General features: G+C 45.7%; 21 protein-coding genes. 1 reads left to right on the top strand and 20 read right to left on the bottom strand.

Features of this window, described 5'->3' with window-relative positions; genetic code table 11:
* The first annotated feature begins 32 nt into the window (after window positions 1-32).
* Window positions 33-941 carry a lysine exporter LysO family protein gene (locus tag FTT89_RS06175; RefSeq protein WP_104488984.1) on the top strand — a complete coding sequence of 303 codons (909 nt, stop codon included), beginning with the start codon at window positions 33-35 and terminating at the stop codon, window positions 939-941.
* A 69-nt stretch (window positions 942-1,010) separates the two neighbouring features.
* Here the strand turns inward: FTT89_RS06175 and pyrF are convergent, their stop codons facing one another.
* From pyrF to lpxK, 20 genes are all read right to left on the bottom strand, one after another.
* Window positions 1,011-1,691 (bottom strand): orotidine-5'-phosphate decarboxylase, encoded by a 681-nt coding sequence (gene pyrF / locus FTT89_RS06170; protein WP_104488985.1) that lies wholly within the window; start codon window positions 1,689-1,691, stop codon window positions 1,011-1,013.
* A gap of 245 nt (window positions 1,692-1,936) precedes the next feature.
* Entirely contained in the window at window positions 1,937-2,302 is a 366-nt protein-coding gene (locus FTT89_RS06165; protein WP_005177535.1) for a lipopolysaccharide assembly protein LapA domain-containing protein, read from the bottom strand.
* 25 nt (window positions 2,303-2,327) lie between these two features.
* Window positions 2,328-2,633 (bottom strand): integration host factor subunit beta, encoded by a 306-nt coding sequence (locus tag FTT89_RS06160; RefSeq protein WP_005177533.1) that lies wholly within the window; start codon window positions 2,631-2,633, stop codon window positions 2,328-2,330.
* A 160-nt stretch (window positions 2,634-2,793) separates the two neighbouring features.
* Entirely contained in the window at window positions 2,794-4,470 is a 1,677-nt protein-coding gene (rpsA, locus tag FTT89_RS06155; protein ID WP_005177527.1) for a 30S ribosomal protein S1, read from the bottom strand.
* A 106-nt stretch (window positions 4,471-4,576) separates the two neighbouring features.
* Window positions 4,577-5,260, bottom strand: coding sequence for a (d)CMP kinase (gene cmk, locus FTT89_RS06150; protein ID WP_016658215.1), 684 nt, complete (start codon window positions 5,258-5,260; stop codon window positions 4,577-4,579).
* A 27-nt stretch (window positions 5,261-5,287) separates the two neighbouring features.
* Complete coding sequence (locus tag FTT89_RS06145; protein WP_104473640.1) at window positions 5,288-5,719, bottom strand: SRPBCC family protein; 432 nt, start codon at window positions 5,717-5,719, stop codon at window positions 5,288-5,290.
* A 57-nt stretch (window positions 5,720-5,776) separates the two neighbouring features.
* Entirely contained in the window at window positions 5,777-6,298 is a 522-nt protein-coding gene (gene tadA, locus FTT89_RS06140; RefSeq protein ID WP_180134083.1) for a tRNA adenosine(34) deaminase TadA, read from the bottom strand.
* 3 nt (window positions 6,299-6,301) lie between these two features.
* Window positions 6,302-7,426 carry an enoyl-CoA hydratase/isomerase family protein gene (locus FTT89_RS06135; RefSeq protein ID WP_005177517.1) on the bottom strand — a complete coding sequence of 375 codons (1,125 nt, stop codon included), beginning with the start codon at window positions 7,424-7,426 and terminating at the stop codon, window positions 6,302-6,304.
* On the bottom strand, window positions 7,423-8,136 hold the full coding sequence (gene ung / locus FTT89_RS06130; RefSeq protein WP_005177514.1) for a uracil-DNA glycosylase: 714 nt from the start codon (window positions 8,134-8,136) through the stop codon (window positions 7,423-7,425). The genes FTT89_RS06135 and ung overlap by 4 nt, the downstream gene beginning before the upstream one ends.
* Before the next feature lie 41 nt (window positions 8,137-8,177).
* On the bottom strand, window positions 8,178-8,774 hold the full coding sequence (locus tag FTT89_RS06125; protein ID WP_005177512.1) for a 6-carboxytetrahydropterin synthase: 597 nt from the start codon (window positions 8,772-8,774) through the stop codon (window positions 8,178-8,180).
* Between the two features lie 147 nt (window positions 8,775-8,921).
* Window positions 8,922-9,869: a type II secretion system minor pseudopilin GspK gene (gspK, locus tag FTT89_RS06120; RefSeq protein ID WP_075174516.1), complete on the bottom strand. Its 948-nt coding sequence runs from the start codon at window positions 9,867-9,869 to the stop codon at window positions 8,922-8,924.
* Between the two features lie 45 nt (window positions 9,870-9,914).
* Window positions 9,915-10,550, bottom strand: a complete 636-nt coding sequence (gene gspJ, locus FTT89_RS06115) for a type II secretion system minor pseudopilin GspJ (protein ID WP_152342358.1) — start codon at window positions 10,548-10,550, stop codon at window positions 9,915-9,917.
* Window positions 10,547-10,918 (bottom strand): type II secretion system minor pseudopilin GspI, encoded by a 372-nt coding sequence (gene gspI / locus FTT89_RS06110; protein WP_228288776.1) that lies wholly within the window; start codon window positions 10,916-10,918, stop codon window positions 10,547-10,549. Before gspI ends, gspJ begins: the two co-directional genes overlap by 4 nt.
* A gap of 115 nt (window positions 10,919-11,033) precedes the next feature.
* A complete protein-coding gene (locus tag FTT89_RS06105) occupies window positions 11,034-11,606 on the bottom strand; it encodes a prepilin-type N-terminal cleavage/methylation domain-containing protein (RefSeq protein ID WP_180006533.1) in 573 nt (190 codons plus the stop codon).
* A gap of 5 nt (window positions 11,607-11,611) precedes the next feature.
* Window positions 11,612-12,226 (bottom strand): TetR/AcrR family transcriptional regulator, encoded by a 615-nt coding sequence (locus FTT89_RS06100; protein ID WP_005177503.1) that lies wholly within the window; start codon window positions 12,224-12,226, stop codon window positions 11,612-11,614.
* 60 nt (window positions 12,227-12,286) lie between these two features.
* On the bottom strand, window positions 12,287-13,060 hold the full coding sequence (locus FTT89_RS06095) for a TatD family hydrolase (protein WP_005177502.1): 774 nt from the start codon (window positions 13,058-13,060) through the stop codon (window positions 12,287-12,289).
* 29 nt (window positions 13,061-13,089) lie between these two features.
* On the bottom strand, window positions 13,090-13,431 hold the full coding sequence (locus FTT89_RS06090) for a PilZ domain-containing protein (RefSeq protein ID WP_005177501.1): 342 nt from the start codon (window positions 13,429-13,431) through the stop codon (window positions 13,090-13,092).
* Window positions 13,432-13,442: 11 nt separating this feature from the next.
* Window positions 13,443-14,426 carry a DNA polymerase III subunit delta' gene (locus FTT89_RS06085; RefSeq protein WP_075166783.1) on the bottom strand — a complete coding sequence of 328 codons (984 nt, stop codon included), beginning with the start codon at window positions 14,424-14,426 and terminating at the stop codon, window positions 13,443-13,445.
* 8 nt (window positions 14,427-14,434) lie between these two features.
* Window positions 14,435-15,199 carry a 3-deoxy-manno-octulosonate cytidylyltransferase gene (gene kdsB, locus FTT89_RS06080; protein WP_104488987.1) on the bottom strand — a complete coding sequence of 255 codons (765 nt, stop codon included), beginning with the start codon at window positions 15,197-15,199 and terminating at the stop codon, window positions 14,435-14,437.
* The gene (gene lpxK / locus FTT89_RS06075) at window positions 15,196-16,212 is read right to left on the bottom strand and encodes a tetraacyldisaccharide 4'-kinase (protein WP_180006534.1); all 1,017 of its coding nucleotides are present in this window, start codon (window positions 16,210-16,212) and stop codon (window positions 15,196-15,198) included. The genes kdsB and lpxK overlap by 4 nt, the downstream gene beginning before the upstream one ends.
* Window position 16,213: the final 1 nt, after the last annotated feature.

The raw sequence follows: 16,213 nt of genomic DNA, 5'->3' as shown, positions 1-16,213 counted from the left end.
AATAAGCAGGAATTGATTTTAGGCGAGTATAGATGCAATCCTTTTGGCTTATTTTCCAGCTACTATTTTGTCTCTATCTCGGCTATGCCTTTGCAGCCCGGTTTCCCCGCTGGCTGCAACAGCTTATGCTGAAACTGTTACCTTATTTCAGCTATATTCTACTGATCGCCATTTCACTTGAATTTGCCCAGACTTTAAACCAAATCCCTCAACCGGAACGTATTTTAACCAGCGCAATGCTGATTTCATTTAGCACCAGTCTCGGCGCTTTCGCCTGCTGTTATGGCCTGTTTAAATGGGCCGGTTTTCAGCCCAGCCAAGGACGCGTATCCTTCAGTCTGGTACTACAATCCTTACTCAATATCAGTTATGCCTTCATTGCTTTAGCCGCTGGTTATCTGCTTTATCTGGGCAGTGAATATTGGCAGCTCAATTTACATATTAGTACCTGGCATTTATTACTGGTCTTTATGCTAATGATTGGTTTTGATCTCGCACGTGCGCCACTTGACCACTCCTGGTTAAACTGGAACATCCTGCTGGTGCCAGTGGGCTGTATTGTTGGCTCGATTTTAGGGGCGCTGTTCTGCTTATTCTGGCTATCACACATTTCCCTAAAAGATCTGATCATGCTGTCGCAAGGCTATGGCTTTTATTCCATGAGCGGGATTGTAATTAGTGAACTGCGTACAGCTGAACTGGGCAGTATTGCCCTGATGAATGATTTATTCCGCGAAATCTTTGCGATTGTGCTGATGTATCTGATTGGTTGGCGTTATCCGCGTGCGGCCATTTCTTCTGCCGGCGCTACAGCGATGGATGTGACCTTACCAATGGTGAAACAGGCCTGTGGCAATGACTTTATTCCTCATGCCATGGTCAGTGGTTTTGTGTTGTCAGTATTGGCACCTATCGTGGTCAGTATTCTGGCAGTGATTTAGATTTAACCTCTTCCAACCTCCCTTTACAAAGGGAGGAGTCCCCCTTTGGAAAAGGGGGGGTTAGGGAGATTACAACGTCGCTAGAATATCTTTAAGCATTTGACGAGGATGTTCCGCCTTGGTAATTGGGCGACCAATCACCAGATGTGTAGAACCATCCAGCATCGCCTGTTTAGGCGTGACGATACGCTTCTGGTCATCTGCAGCTGAACCTTCAGGGCGAATCCCCGGCGTTACCAGAGCAAATTCCTGACCCAAGCTGTCACGTAGCATCTTGGCTTCTTGCGCTGAACAAACTACGCCATCCAAACCGCTGTCTTTGGTTAAGGCGGCTAAACGCTTCACCTGTTCAAATGGCTCAATATCTAAACCGATATCACGTAAATCTTCACGGCCCATTGAGGTCAGAACAGTCACCGCAATAAGCTGGGTGTTGTAATTCCCTGCTTTTAAGCGCTCTACACAGGTTTCCATCATTTTTCGGCCGCCAGAGGCATGCACATTCACCATCCACACCCCTAAGTCTGCTGCCGCACATACAGCCTGAGCCGTGGTATTAGGAATATCGTGGAATTTCAAATCCAGAAAAACTTCAAAGCCTTTATCTTGCAGTGCTTTAACCACTGCTGGCCCTTCATGGGTAAACAGCTCTTTACCGACCTTGACCCGACATAAGGCTGGGTCTAGCTGCTCGGCAATTGTCATTGCGTCGTAATGACTTTTTGCATCTAAAGCAACGATAATACTCATGAGAAGACCCTTAAAACTGACAAAATTAAAGCATTATACGAATTTCAAATCTGGCAACCAAGTGAATTTTATTGAATATAAGCAAAGCAGTTAAATTAAACTGCTTATTTATAAAACCTTATGGATTAAACTAAGCGTTTCAAAACATGGCTGCATAAAAAAACGCTTAGGAGATCAGCTCTTAAGCGTTAAATATTTCAAGTTGCAGACCTCAAAAAAGCCATTCAACTTTATTCAAGCGTCCACTATAAAGGTGTAGATGAACGATCATTCGGATGAATATCGACTACCGTTTTTTCATGGCGCGTATTTGCAGCTGCCTCAGCCGCTGCCAACTGTGCCGTATGAATTTGCTCTTTGCGCAGATGGTCAATATCTTTACGCAGTCGCTTGATTTCCCAGCTGGTCTGGAATACGCGGAAAATCTGCACACCCAGTAAAAGTCCAACAACAACACCCAATGCCAGGGTCAGTAATAACAACAACCCCAAACGCATGGCTGGAACTTGAGTGAACAAAAGGTCAACCGACAGCTCGGTCCCGTTTTGTAAAACCAGAGCCAATGAATAGCCAAACAGTACAATCAATAATGCGACTAAGACGTAACGCATAAACACACCTCAGGATATAAATTAATTATTTCTCTGCAGATGCGTTCACTGCATCGCGCAATGCTTTACCTGGTTTGAAATGAGGTACCGCTTTTGCCGCCACTTTAACTGACTTGCCCGTTTTCGGGTTACGACCTACACGTGGCTCACGATGATGTAATGCAAAGCTACCAAATCCACGAATTTCAATTCGGTTATCTGCAGACAGTGATTCAATCATTTGATCAATCATAATCTTAACAGCTTCTTCAACTAAAGGTTCCGCTAAATGTGGATTTTTTAGGGAAATTCGCTCTATTAAGTCAGACTTATTAAGTGCTTCAGTAGTCATCTGCGACCTCTTTAATTATCAAGCTACTTTAACTTAAAACCGATAATAACCTGTTTAAATACAAAACGGTAGCGCAATAAGTTAATACTACGCTACCGTTTACAGTATTTGTGTAAAAAGTAAGAGTTAAATTACATTAATCATACTTTTCCACGGCTACTTAGTGGTTCATCTGAGCTTTGATCAGATCACCAATAGTCTTAGGACCATTGTCTTGAGAAGCTGTTGCTTGACGTAAGTTAGCTACTGCTTCTTTCTCTTCAGCTTCGTCTTTCGCTTTGATAGACAAGTTGATAGAGCGAGACTTACGGTCAACGTTGATGATTTTCGCTTCAACTTCTTGACCAACTTCTAAGAACTTAGTTGCATCTTCAACGCGATCACGGTTGATTTCAGATGCTTTCAGAGTTGCTTCAACTTCGTCAGCTAACTTAACAGTCGCGCCTTTCGCGTCAACTGCAGTTACAGTACCTTTAACCAGCGCACCGCGTTCGTTAGCAGCTAAGAAATCGTTGAATGGATCGCTGTTCAATTGCTTGATACCAAGGCTGATACGGTTGCCTTCAGCGTCTACAGACAGGATAACCGCTTCAACAGTGTCACCTTTCTTGTAACGACGAATCGCTTCTTCGCCTTGTTCGTTCCAAGAGATGTCAGACAAGTGAACTAGACCATCGATACCGCCTGGTAAACCGATGAAGATACCGAAGTCAGTGATTGACTTGATTGTACCTGAAACTTTTTCACCTTTGTCGTGGTTCTTAGCAAACTCTTCCCATGGGTTAGCACGAGTTTGTTTGATACCAAGAGAAATACGACGACGCTCTTCATCAACTTCAAGAACCATAACGTCAACTTCGTCACCGATCTGAACAACTTTAGATGGGTGGATGTTTTTGTTTGTGTGGTCCATTTCTGAAACGTGTACTAAGCCTTCAACGCCTTCAGCGATTTCAGCGAAGCAACCGTAGTCAGTTAAGTTAGTTACGCGAGCTTTAACGATAGAACCTTTAGGATAACGGCTCATGATCGCTAACCATGGATCTTCGCCTAATTGTTTCAGGCCTAAAGATACGCGGTTACGTTCTTTGTCAAACTTAAGTACTTTAACAGTAACTTCTTGACCAACTTCAACAACTTCTGATGGGTGCTTGATACGTTTCCAAGCCATGTCAGTGATGTGAAGAAGACCATCGATACCACCAAGGTCAACGAACGCGCCGTAATCAGTAAGGTTCTTGATCGTACCTGTAACTGTTTGACCTTCTTCAAGCTGAGCAAGAAGCGCTTCACGGTCAGCTGAAGATTCAGCTTCCATAACAGCACGACGAGAAACAACAACGTTGTTACGTTTAGCGTCAAGCTTGATAACTTTGAATTCTAACTCTTTACCTTCAAGGTGAGTGGTGTCACGGATAGGACGAGTGTCTACCAAAGAACCTGGTAAGAACGCACGAACTGGACCGATGTCAACAGTGAAACCGCCTTTAACTTTACCAGAGATAACACCAGTAACGATTTCGCCGTCTTCAAAGATTTTTTCAAGTTTAGTCCAAGTTTCAGCACGTTTCGCTTTTTCACGTGATAAAACTGTTTGACCCATACCGTTGTCGAGAGCTTCAACAACAACATCAACAGTATCACCAACTTGAACTTCAAGTTCACGTTGTTCATTTAAGAATTCAGCACGGTCAACAATACCTTCAGATTTAAGGCCAGTGTCAACTGTTACCCAATCAGAGTCGATGCTTACTACAACGCCTTGGATGACAGCACCCTTTTCAACGTTGAGGTTTAATTCGCTTTCTTCAAAGAGGGCTGCAAAAGATTCGGTCATGATATTTCCGATAAAGTCAGCGGTCTTGGATCAGACAAGGCCGGTTTAGTTAAGCGTTTACATAGTCCGTATAAAACTGATCAAGCTATGCATTCGCTGAATAAATTTAGTTTGCTAATTGCTGATCGACATAACGTGTCATCAGTTGAAAGACTTCATCGATGTTCAAATCTGAACTGTCAATGATGTAAGCATCAACCGCTGGCTTGAGTGGAGCAACTTCGCGCTCCATATCCCGTTTGTCGCGAGCTTCGATATTAGCTAAAATGTCGTTTATTTTAGCATCCAGCCCCATACCCTGCAACTGTTTTACACGTCTTTGCGCGCGCGACTCTGCCGATGCAGTCAGATAAATTTTGGCTTGTGCTTCAGGAAAAATGGAGGTGGCCATGTCACGACCATCGGCTACCAACCCCGGCGCCTGGGCAAAAGCACGCTGACGGGCCAACAATGCCGTTCTAAGTTCCGGAATTGCTGCTACTTTTGAAGCATATTCTCCGACACGCTCGGTACGGATGGTCTGGCTGACATCTTCGCCATCCAGCATGACCTGAGTGCCGGTTGCTGTGCTCTGAAATTTGATGTCTAAATTTGTTGCAATTTCGATGCATTTGCTCAGTTCGTTACTCAGACTTTCCAGCAAATCTGCCTTATGCAATGACAGCCCAAGCAGACGATACAGCGCGCCTGAATCCAGCAAGTGAAATTGATAATGTGCAGCCAGTTTGGCGGCAAGCGTACCTTTACCTGAGCCACTTGGCCCATCAATGGTAATAATTTGAACTGTCATTGCGTTTCCAGACATATTTACAGATTTTTATACAGATTTAGCCAGTTTACTTAAACCAATTTTAATTGCAGTTTTCAACTGGGCAAGAATGAGTTTACTAACAAAAGGCGCGCGTGCCTGTAGCTCAATCCGGTAGGTCACTAGGGTTTTATCTTCTGCCACAGGCTCAAATTCAATCACGCCCAAATGATGTTTCACCAACGGATTTTTAATAATTTTATATTCAATCCTTTGATTTGGCTCGAGCACCGTAATCTGCTCCTGCAAAGGCTTAACCGGGCCAAAACCCATCCGGCGCACTGAACCCACACCATCCGGGCGTTCAGGATCAGCGGAATCCTTGACACGCTTAACCTGTAAAGGTGCAAAAGCGGTGTTATAGGTGGCATGTTTCGACATTAATTCAAATACCTGTGCTACAGGCGCATTAAATTCTTTTTTAATTTGAATAGCGTTCATTTTATTGTTCCTAAAGGGATTCAATCACATACACGGCTTAGTGTAGAGGAAAATGCTTTAAAGATTCTGATCATTTAAGGACTTTTGTTGTAATTTTTGCTGTCTTTTCTGCTCACGACGCAGCTTGAAAAAATCACTCAGCTGGGCTGCACATTGGGCTTGTAAACAACCCGCTTCAAACTCAAACAGATGATTATAATAGCCACTGTCCAGCAATTGGCGTGCACTGACCAGAGAACCGGCTTTCGGCTCGGTGGTGCCAAAGACTACCCGTTTTACCCGGGCATGAATCAGCGCACCCACACACATAGTACACGGCTCAAGCGTAACATAAAGCGTGGTATCTTCCGGCAAGCGATAATTTTCAATGTGAATACAGGCTTGACGAATGGCCAGAATTTCAGCATGCGCGGTAGGATCATTCAGGGAAATGGGCGCATTATAGCCCGACCCAACAATCTGGTTCCGACTGACTAAAATTGCCCCGACAGGAATTTCTCCCTGCGAGGCCGCTAATGCAGCCTGCTCAAAAGCATGCTGCATCCAGTATTCATCAGAATAAACTTCTACATCAGACATAAATCAGCTGATAACACCATGACGTTTCAGGAGGTCATTCCAGCTTTGAATTGAAGTCACCGGTGGATCATCGGCCAGAATACCTTTCAGGCTGCGATCAGCGCCCTGCTTCCACTCTGGAGATAAATCCTTATCGACCAGACGGGCACGCACACCCTCAACAAAGTCAGGGTGATTGATTTTCCAGGCCGAAATCTGGGTTTCCAGTTCAAACACTTCATTCCATGAATGCACCTGTTTGCCCCATTGCCATAATAACCAGCTTAGGGCTGCAGTTGTCAGTGAACCTTTTTGCAGGTTTTCACTGGCCTGACGCAGCCAGTCGCTACGCGCATCACTTAAACCGACAATTGCTTCATAGTCATGTTCAAAGTTGACACCACGACACACGCTATGAATTACATCCAATGAATTCTGTAATGGTCCTGGTCCAACCGGACGATGCATACTGTTCAAAGTGTCATCAATAGCACGGAAATCACCGGCCGGATAATGATCCCAGTCAATATTAATCATCCGGTCCAACACCACATCACGTGCGACATCGCAGATATGTGTGGCCCAGCCAATTCCGTAAGCGCCGGCGGCAGTCATAATCGAACCGGTTAAACCAGTGAACAGACCAATAGCACCCCGATCTGCCAGAAAGCGCGATGCACCTACATCCGGATAAAGACCAATATTAATTTCCGGCATTGCCAGACGTGAATGTGGGGTTACCAGACGGAATGGTGCTGCCATAAACAGACCCAAACCACCGCCCATCACATAACCTTCACCCCAGACCAGCACCGGCTTGGCATAGTTATGCAGCAACAAATCCAGCGCATATTCCTGTTCAAAGAATTTATTGGCGGCCTCAACTTCGTCATTAATCACCAGTTGACGCAGTTTGCGCACATCTCCGCCGGCACAGAAGGCTTTTGGTGTAGTAGAGTCAAGCCAAATGGCTTTCACCTGCTCATCCGTATGAAAGTCCTGAAAGACTTCCAGTAAAGCAGTCACGATAGATTCATCCAGTGCATGTAATGACTTTGGGCGGTTCAAACGAACAATACGCCAGCCATTTTGTGCTTCTTCAACAATTAAATCGGGATGATACTGTTTCAATACGGGAGTTTGTGTCATGCGTCCAGCTGCCAGTCTATAGGCTCAATGCCATGTTGTTTCAGGTAATTATTTGTTTTTGAAAACACTTTACATCCAAAAAAACCACCACGGTTTGCCGCCAGCGGCGACGGATGTGCGGCTTTCAAGATTAAGTGTTTATTCGGATCAATGCGTTGTCCCTTACGCTGTGCATAGGCACCCCATAAAATGAACACAATATGCTCACGCTGTTCATTTAAGACATCAATCACATGATCTGTAAATTCTTCCCAGCCCCGCTTCTGATGCGATGTTGGCTGTGCAGCCTCAACAGTCAGGACACTGTTTAACAGCAGCACACCCTGTTCCGCCCAACGGGTTAAATCGCCATGCTTGGGAATATCTAGCCCCAAGTCGGTATGTAACTCATGGAAAATATTACGTAAAGATGGCGGTAATGCAACCCCTCTCTGCACAGAAAAGCTCAGGCCATGTGCCTGATTCGGACCATGATAAGGATCTTGGCCCAGAATAACGACTTTGACCTGCTCTAGCGGCGTGGTATTTAGTGCATTAAAGATTAAGCCACTTGGTGGATAAATCACTTTATTGGCTTGTTTTTCTTCGAGTAGGAACGCTTTTAAGGCATCCATTTTCTCACCCAGCAAAAAATCGCTCAGGGCATATTTCCAGCTCGCATCTAACTGAACCTTCTCCAGTTTCGCGTGTTGCTGTTCAGTTAAAGACATACCTGTATTAAATCCTTTATATCCATGTCAGGATGTGTGTATTAGAGTTTAACCTGTAAATCTACGCTTGGGTTTTGGAATTTAATACCCTGTTTCAATTTTTCATACATCTCTGGATCTGACCATTCCGCGCGCACCTGCGCTGAAAACTCGATCTGATCCAAGGCAAGCCGTCCCATTTGTTCATTTTCAATATCTTCCAAAAAGCTTTGCGCATAACCGGTATCGGTTTCATGCACAATTACCGAATAGACTTCGACATCACCTTCACCATTCTGGGTGATGGTTGAGGCCAGCACCTGCTGTGCCAAAAAGAAGAAAATACGGGAAAACTGCTCGGCAGATGGCGACACCGGTAAAGACACCCAGCGCGCACTGAAGTTTTGGCAGGCCTGAATATAGTCCGGATTGTCCTGTTGCCAGAAACAGATCGCATGATCGAAAGAATCAAAAATTTCTTTAATCACACCTTTTAGCAAGCCAAAATCATAGACCATTTGACCATGATCTAATTTCGTTGCCTTAAGTAACAGCTCAACTTTATAGCTATGGCCGTGTATTGAACGTTTACAGCGGTCTGAAGTGCAGTTACGCACAATATGAGCATTTTCAAACTTAAATAACTTACGAATTAACATGTGTCCCGATCAGGCCAGATTATTTGTGAATCGACTATTAATTATAAAGCAAAATTAAAGGAATAAGCATTAAATTTGCTGTTTAACTTGATAGCTAAAACCTATCTCGCTTTATACACAGTGAAAATTGCGCTGAAAGGCTGTGTTTTAAAATGGTGCCATGCTGCGATAGGCCACATAAACCGTTTTTTTATCGCGCACCAGATCACTACTAAACTGGCGTTTGCGTTCACTCAGCATCACTTCAATTTTTGCCTTAAAGTAATTGGACTGTACCCCCAGTAAAGCACCGACCTGAGCTTTCAGGGCGGCATCCACCTGTTTAAAGGCATCCAGCTCCCACAGTTCCTGCGTATTGGCAAAATGCTCCAGATTGGCCTGACGCTGTTCCAGCACCTGCTGAATCTGGTTCACATCCAGCTTGTCATCAATACTGGCCAGCACCAAAGCCGGTGCCGTATTGATGTTGATACTGGTACTGCGGTTCGGCAAAGCACTGACATAAGGCAGTAACAGCTGATATTGGCCCTCTTCAAAGCCGCGCACCTGTTTCAGTTCTTCGACACTATAAAACAGGGAATTTGAAGGTAAATAACCATTAGGTAGGCCCTGATAATAGCTACTCTCGGCACCCATCGGCCCGATGGGTAAATCATCGGCATCTTGCCAGTCAATTACCGCTTCACTGATTTGGGCAGGCAAGCCAACACGCACCAGCAGCCGTTCAAAATACAGTTTGGCATTTTCATTAACATTGCCATTGTCATTCAGCAAGGCATTTAAATTGAACTTCCCCGATTCATCACTCAACACACCCGCCACAAAACCATCTTCGACAGGAAAAGCTGGCATTGGCTGGGCCCAGTTTTCTTGCAGATGATCGACCTCGGCAGCATTTTCAGCATCATCTTTGAGCAATTCAGCGAAGAAGGCTTCGGCACTTTTAGCATAGAGCAAGGATTGGTTCTGTCGCATTAAATAAGCAGTACTTTCTGCGGTATAGGCCTGACGTTTGGCAATGGTCGCCGCCAAAATGGTGGCCAATACCACCATCATTAAAATGGTGATTAGCGCAATACCCTGTTGCTGCTTCATGTTCTGTCCCATTGCCCCATTCACTGCCTATCTTTAGTGCCTGTTTTATGATGTGGTTTTATTGTCTGATTTCAGGAAGTCAGTATTTAACAGGCTAAAAATCCATTCATATTGTACATCTTGTACGGTTAAATTTATTTTAATGCCTTTTGGCAGTTTGCGTTTTTGTTGATTATCATTTAAGTCAATACTGCTGTCTGGCCAGTTACTCAGTTCCTGCGGATTCAGCACACTAACCTGAAACTGGCTAACATTGTCCAATAATACGCTGGAAACCGGCTGATCCTGCCCGGATTGATGCAAATTGGCATATTTCAGACGATACAGTTTTTGTTCGTCGGCCCGGTACTGATATTCAATCCGTTCAGTGGGGGCAATGCCCTGCTGCAAAGGATCGGTCACACCGGTCTTGCTAAAATTAAAACGGCCGTTTTGTAATACCAAAGCTGGCTGAATATCATTATTGATGTTGGCCGTCAGCGGTACAATCTGAATGCTGTCACGCAAGATTTGCTGATAGGCACCCTGCAATCCTTCTAACTGCTGTTCATGCCACTGGTTACGGTCTTTGACCTTGACCAGATAATCAAATACTTTCCAGCCTAAGGCAGACAGCACCGCAAAGATGGCAATGGCCACCAGCAGCTCGACCAGAGTAAATCCGCGTTTAGCCTTAATCATTGCGCCACCCGATGATTAAAAAACACCAAATGGGTGATGCCGGCTTCAACCTGACCGGTATCGGGGTTAAATAAGCTGACCTGCACTTCTACCCGCTGCACATTCGGGCTAATGGTCGGCTGTGCGCTTTTATCAATTTGCCAGCTTTCACCTTGCAGGGTGACCTGTTTTGATTGCGTACCCGTCAGCCAGTCCTGCTGGATTTCCATTAGAGCCTGTTCGTTTAAGGCCACAAACTGCGCTTTGGTTCTTAAAATGGCATGAGAGGTCGACTGGGTATATTGCATGGCCACTTGAGTCAGCGCCATAGCAGCTGTAGCAAAAATCGCCAGTGCCACCATTACTTCCAGCAAGGTAAAACCGGCAATACGCTTGAATCGGGTCTGATGCGGATGTGCTCGTAATCGGTACGCGGATGTTGAACAGCTGGAGAAAAGCCGGTTTAGTTTTTGCAGATCAGGCGACAAGAACGCTGAAAATAATCTATTCTTCATTCACGATCTTACCCAGATGATCAATTTCGATTTCAGCCCCAACCGGACGCTGCTCGAAATAAAACTGAATCCGCACCGGCTTAACTTCACCATTCCCCAGCCAGATCAATTTCGGTGCATCGCCTTGCAGCAAGGCAGCATTCTGCGCATTCTCAAATCCGTGTTGTAAAGGCTGAATCTGAAAGCTCACCCCATCAGGCAAACTTTGCATCTCAAATTCGGCATATTTTTGCCAGCGGGTCGCGGCTTGACTGAGCATGACGCTTGAACTGTCGGTAGCGGTGGTTGCTGGCAAATATTCCAGAACTTCATAACGAAATGGTGACACATCGGTGGCATTTTGAACATTTAGAGCCAGCACACGCGACTGATCGTCTGCTTCGCGTTGCAGCTTCTTCACATCCATCAAAAACACTTCACGTGCCTGCATGGCGCTGCGCTGGTCCACCCCGCCAATATTCATCAGCACCAGTGAGGCGGCAATGGCCATGACCACAATCACCACCATCAATTCAATGAGTGTAAAACCACGAACAGATGAGAAGTGATGCGATCTAGTCATGAGGTTTAAGTGATCTGTTCGAGATGTTGAACTTGTTTCGGCAAGGCCAGCGCCTGGTCGATATAGGCCACGCGCAAGGTATCGCGTGAACCCAGATAGCGCTGGTAGAAACTGGAGTTTAGAATGGCTGCCGCACCGTGCGTCAACGACCAGATCGAAGCCAGATAGTCACGCACCGACATTTTGCTCTGAATTGATTCCAGATAATGCTCAGTCATGCGAATAATCAGACGCAGGCGCTGTTTACGCACCTGATACAGCTCGTTAAACAGATGGTTGATGCCCATACCGGTAGTCGACAGGCGCTCTTCAATCTGATGAAACAGTACCGTGCGCTCTGGATGATGCAAGTGATGCAGCATAAAGAAGGCCAAATGTTCAGGAAACTTTTTCTCAGCATCCTTGATCATTTCGAGCAGCATGTTCTCATTACGAATAATCAGCAACATGTACAGCTCGTCTTTACTCTGGAAATGTTTATAAAGCGTGCCTTTGGCCAGGTCCAATTCTGCGGCCAAGGCATCAAGCGTCATCCCTGCTTCACCATTTTCTAATAGCAATTGCTCTGCCACTTGAAAAATTAAGGTTTCTCTTGCTCGAAATTGAGCCTGACGATCCATCTTCACCCTATAAACTCTCTCTTATGCACTTATCGGTCAGTTTTAAAAATTTCTAGATTTTTACTTTTGGTTCAAGAGGTTCTCAAAATTCTGCATGGTAATGAAAGCCATCTCTTCCAGTGACTTATCATATACATCACTCAGGGCTTTGGCTACATATGGGACATATTTTGGTTCATTTGATTTACCACGATATGGCATTGGCGCCAGATACGGCGAATCGGTTTCAATCAGGACACGATCTAGCGGCACCTGCTTGGCCACATCCCGTAAATCCTGGGCATTTTTAAACGACACAATACCCGAGAAAGAGACATAGTAACCGCAGTCCAGTACCGCTTTGGCGGTTTCCCAGTCTTCGGTAAAACAGTGCAAAATCCCATGGGTTGATTTTTCTGCGCGGATAATATCAACCGTATCATGCTTGGCTGAACGGGTATGCACCACCACCGGTTTTTTTACGATTTGCGAGGCATGGATATGGCGGGCAAAACAGTCTTTCTGCTCGGCAATAAAATCGGTACTGTGATAATAATCCAGCCCGGTTTCCCCCAGCGCCCAGACTTTTTCCGGTTGTGCCAGCTCGACCAGATAGTCAGTGGTGGCACGCGCCATGGTGGCCGCATCTTCACAAGGATGCACACCCACGGTATAACCGACATCTGCATGACGTGCGGCAATTTTTGCCAGTTCGATATGGTCATCCAGATCGACCGAAATACTCATAAATTTAGATACGCCGGCTTCTCGCGCCTGCGCCAATGCCAGATCCAGATTTCCATCATACGGAGTTAAATCGAGCATGGTTAAATGACAATGCGTATCTACAAACACAGGCGTTTCCTACAACAACTTAGAACAGACTACATAGTGTAACTGTTTCGATTTGAAGACTTAAGTCCTGCCAGTAGTCTTTCTGCTTCTGCTTTGTAATACAGACCCTTTTCACCACTGAGTTGAATACCAAAGCCCTGTAATTTCACCCCATTCTGTTTTTGTGAAATCCAGATTACTTTACCGGTCAGTGGAATTTTTTGTGATTGTTCCGGCAAGGTCGCCAGTACAAAGATTTCTTCGCCCATCTGCACCGGTTGCTTGGAAGGAATAAACAGTCCGCCATCGACCACATAGGGCATATAACTTAAATAAAGCGTTTCTAGATCTGGAATATTGGCCTGGATAATTCCGCCCATACGTGGCTGCATACTGTTTCCCCTTAAAGATTCATCAATTTTATACACAGCTGATCAAGAATCAGATTGCTTTGAACATTCTGCTCTGTCATCTGTTTTGATTGTTGTATATCACTATAAATATCAAATAATGCTTCCAGCGAATACTGCTCGGCCAGCGCGCTTAGTGTCAAGTCGATGTTTTTCACCGGTTGATTTAGCTTGACACAAATCAAATCTGACAACAAGTATTCAAACATCTGACCAAATTCACTAAAACTCAGCTCTTTATTCCACTTGGTCGCAATTGCCATCGGCATATTTTTTTGACTGACCAATTTTTGCCAGTCTTGCACAAAGTCAGCGCGCTTAAAGAACCAGTCCTGCTCGGCCACCTGAATGGCTTGCAGCGGCATCTGATTGGACAGGTTCATCAGCAGCTGTTTTTGCTGCTCGCTGCTTTCCGGCAAGTGCTGGCTTAAAAAATCATGGGCCAGTTCCGGGGCAATCCGGTCGAGGGCAAAATGCTGTAAACGGCTGCGAATAGTTGCGGGCAGCTTTAGATAATGATCGGCCAGCAAGATAATCACCACCCGCTCGCCGGGTTCTTCCAGTGTTTTTAGCAAGGCATTGGCAGAGGCAATATTCAAGGCTTCTGCCGGCTCAATCACAATGACCCGCCAGCCATCTACGGTTTGTTGCACAAATGGTAATAAATCACGGATCTTCTCGATCTTAATTTTCGCGTTTTGTTTTTTATTCTCTTCATCGATCGTGATATAAACATAATTCGGATGCGTATCTGATTTTAACCATTGACAACTGCCGCACTCGCCACAGGGCAGATTGCGCTCATGACGATGCTGGCACAAAATCCAGGCCAGAAACTGCTGCGCAAAAGCTTCTTTGCCACAGCCTTTTTTACCATAAAACAGCAGTCCATGGCCCAACTGGGGAAATCTGCCCGTTAGTGTATCCCAAACTGTTTGCTGCCAGGGATAAATCTGCGCAGTCACTTCATTCTGCATGGCCAGCTCTACGATTCAAAATGTGCAAGATCAAGCGCATTCAAACGATCCAGATCTTCCTGGGTATCGACACCCGGCGGTAAATTGGCTTCAGCCACGGCAATCGCAATCCGATGTCCATTTTCCAGCACCCGCAGCTGCTCCAGACTTTCCAGACGCTCCAGCAGACCCATCTCCCAAGTCACATATTCCTGTAACAGTTTTACCCGATAGGCATACAGGCCCAAATGACGATAAGCCTGATCATGCAATTGCGGCACGGCATTTTTCGCCCCGTCACGATCATAAGGAATGGTCGCGCGGCTAAAATACAAAGCCTGATTGTGCTTGGACATCACCACTTTGACAATGCTGTCACGCTGGAACTCATCCAGTGCATGAATCGGTTCACACAGTGTCGACATCGAACAGCCGGGCTGATCAACCAAGAGCTGCGCCACCTGTTTCACCAGCTGCGCGGGCAACAAAGGTTCATCACCTTGCACATTGACAATAATGTCATCACTGGCCCAGCCTTTAATCCGCGCTACTTCACTTAAACGGTCAGTCCCAGAAGGATGATCCGCTGAAGTCAAGACCACATCCACCCCTTCAGCGCGGCAGACATCGGCAATACGCACATCATCTGTCGCCACACATAAGTCATCAAAACCTTCAACTTTTTTGGCCTGATCCACCACCCGTAAAATCATGGGACGGCCATGAATTTCAAGTAAGGGCTTACCCGGTAAGCGTGAACTGGCAAAACGTGCAGGAATAACGATGTGTTTCATAACTGTCCTTCATTCAGGGTCAAACCCAGTTGCGCTAACTGTTGATGCAAAACCTGATAACAAGCAGGTGACAATACCGCTTCAACCGGCACCACCCAGATTTCCCGGTTAAAATCAGGATACTGTTTCAGCAAGGGCAAAATTTTCACCGCATCTTTTTCGGTGGTAATAATCGGTTGATGATCTTCAAACTGCAAGTCATCAATTTCATAATCATGATGATCTGGAAATTCGTGGCACTGGAATTGCTGGATGCCCATCGACTCTAAGGTGCGATAAAAACGCTGCGGAAAACCAATCCCAACCACGGCATAAAAAGCATCTTGCGGATTAAACACCTTACCCTCTATGGCATTAAGTAAATAAGGCTCGGCCACTTCCAGATGCATATTCAGCGCTGAACCTGGCTGTGCTGCATGTTCAATCACGGTTGCTGTATTCAGGCGGCTTTTCGGCTCTCGCAAATAACCTTCAGGCAGAATTTTTTCATTGCCCAGACCGCGGTTATTGTCCAGCACAATCCATTCCAACTGGCGATTGAGCGCCAGATGTTGTAAACCATCATCACTAATAATCAGGTCCAGTTCATGTCTGGACAGCAGCAATTCAATACTCTGCTGACGATTGGCACCGACCGCCATTGGCGCACCGGTAGATTGTACAATCAGACAGGGTTCATCGCCGACCATGTCCGGCGTCGATTCAAAATCAACATAGGCCGGGAATGGGCCTTTGCCGCCATAGCCGCGGCTAATTACGCCAACACGCACATTCAGGCTATGCAGATAATTAACCAGATGAATCAGCAGCGGCGTTTTGCCGCTACCGCCTACGGTAATGTTGCCAATCACCATCACCGGCACTGGTGCGGTATAGGCTGCTTTCATCCCCGAAGCATACAGCTTCTGATTCAGCACACTGCCACCACGATATAACAGCGCCAACGGCCGTAGCACAACCAACCATTTGGCTTGCTTGTTCCAAGCGTCCTGAATGAATTGTGCAAATGACATG

Origin of the sequence: Acinetobacter sp. YH01025 (assembly GCF_013420185.1) — a bacterium.
Classification (GTDB): Bacteria; Pseudomonadota; Gammaproteobacteria; order Pseudomonadales; family Moraxellaceae; genus Acinetobacter; species Acinetobacter indicus.
This window is presented reverse-complemented; position numbering and strand designations above follow the sequence as displayed.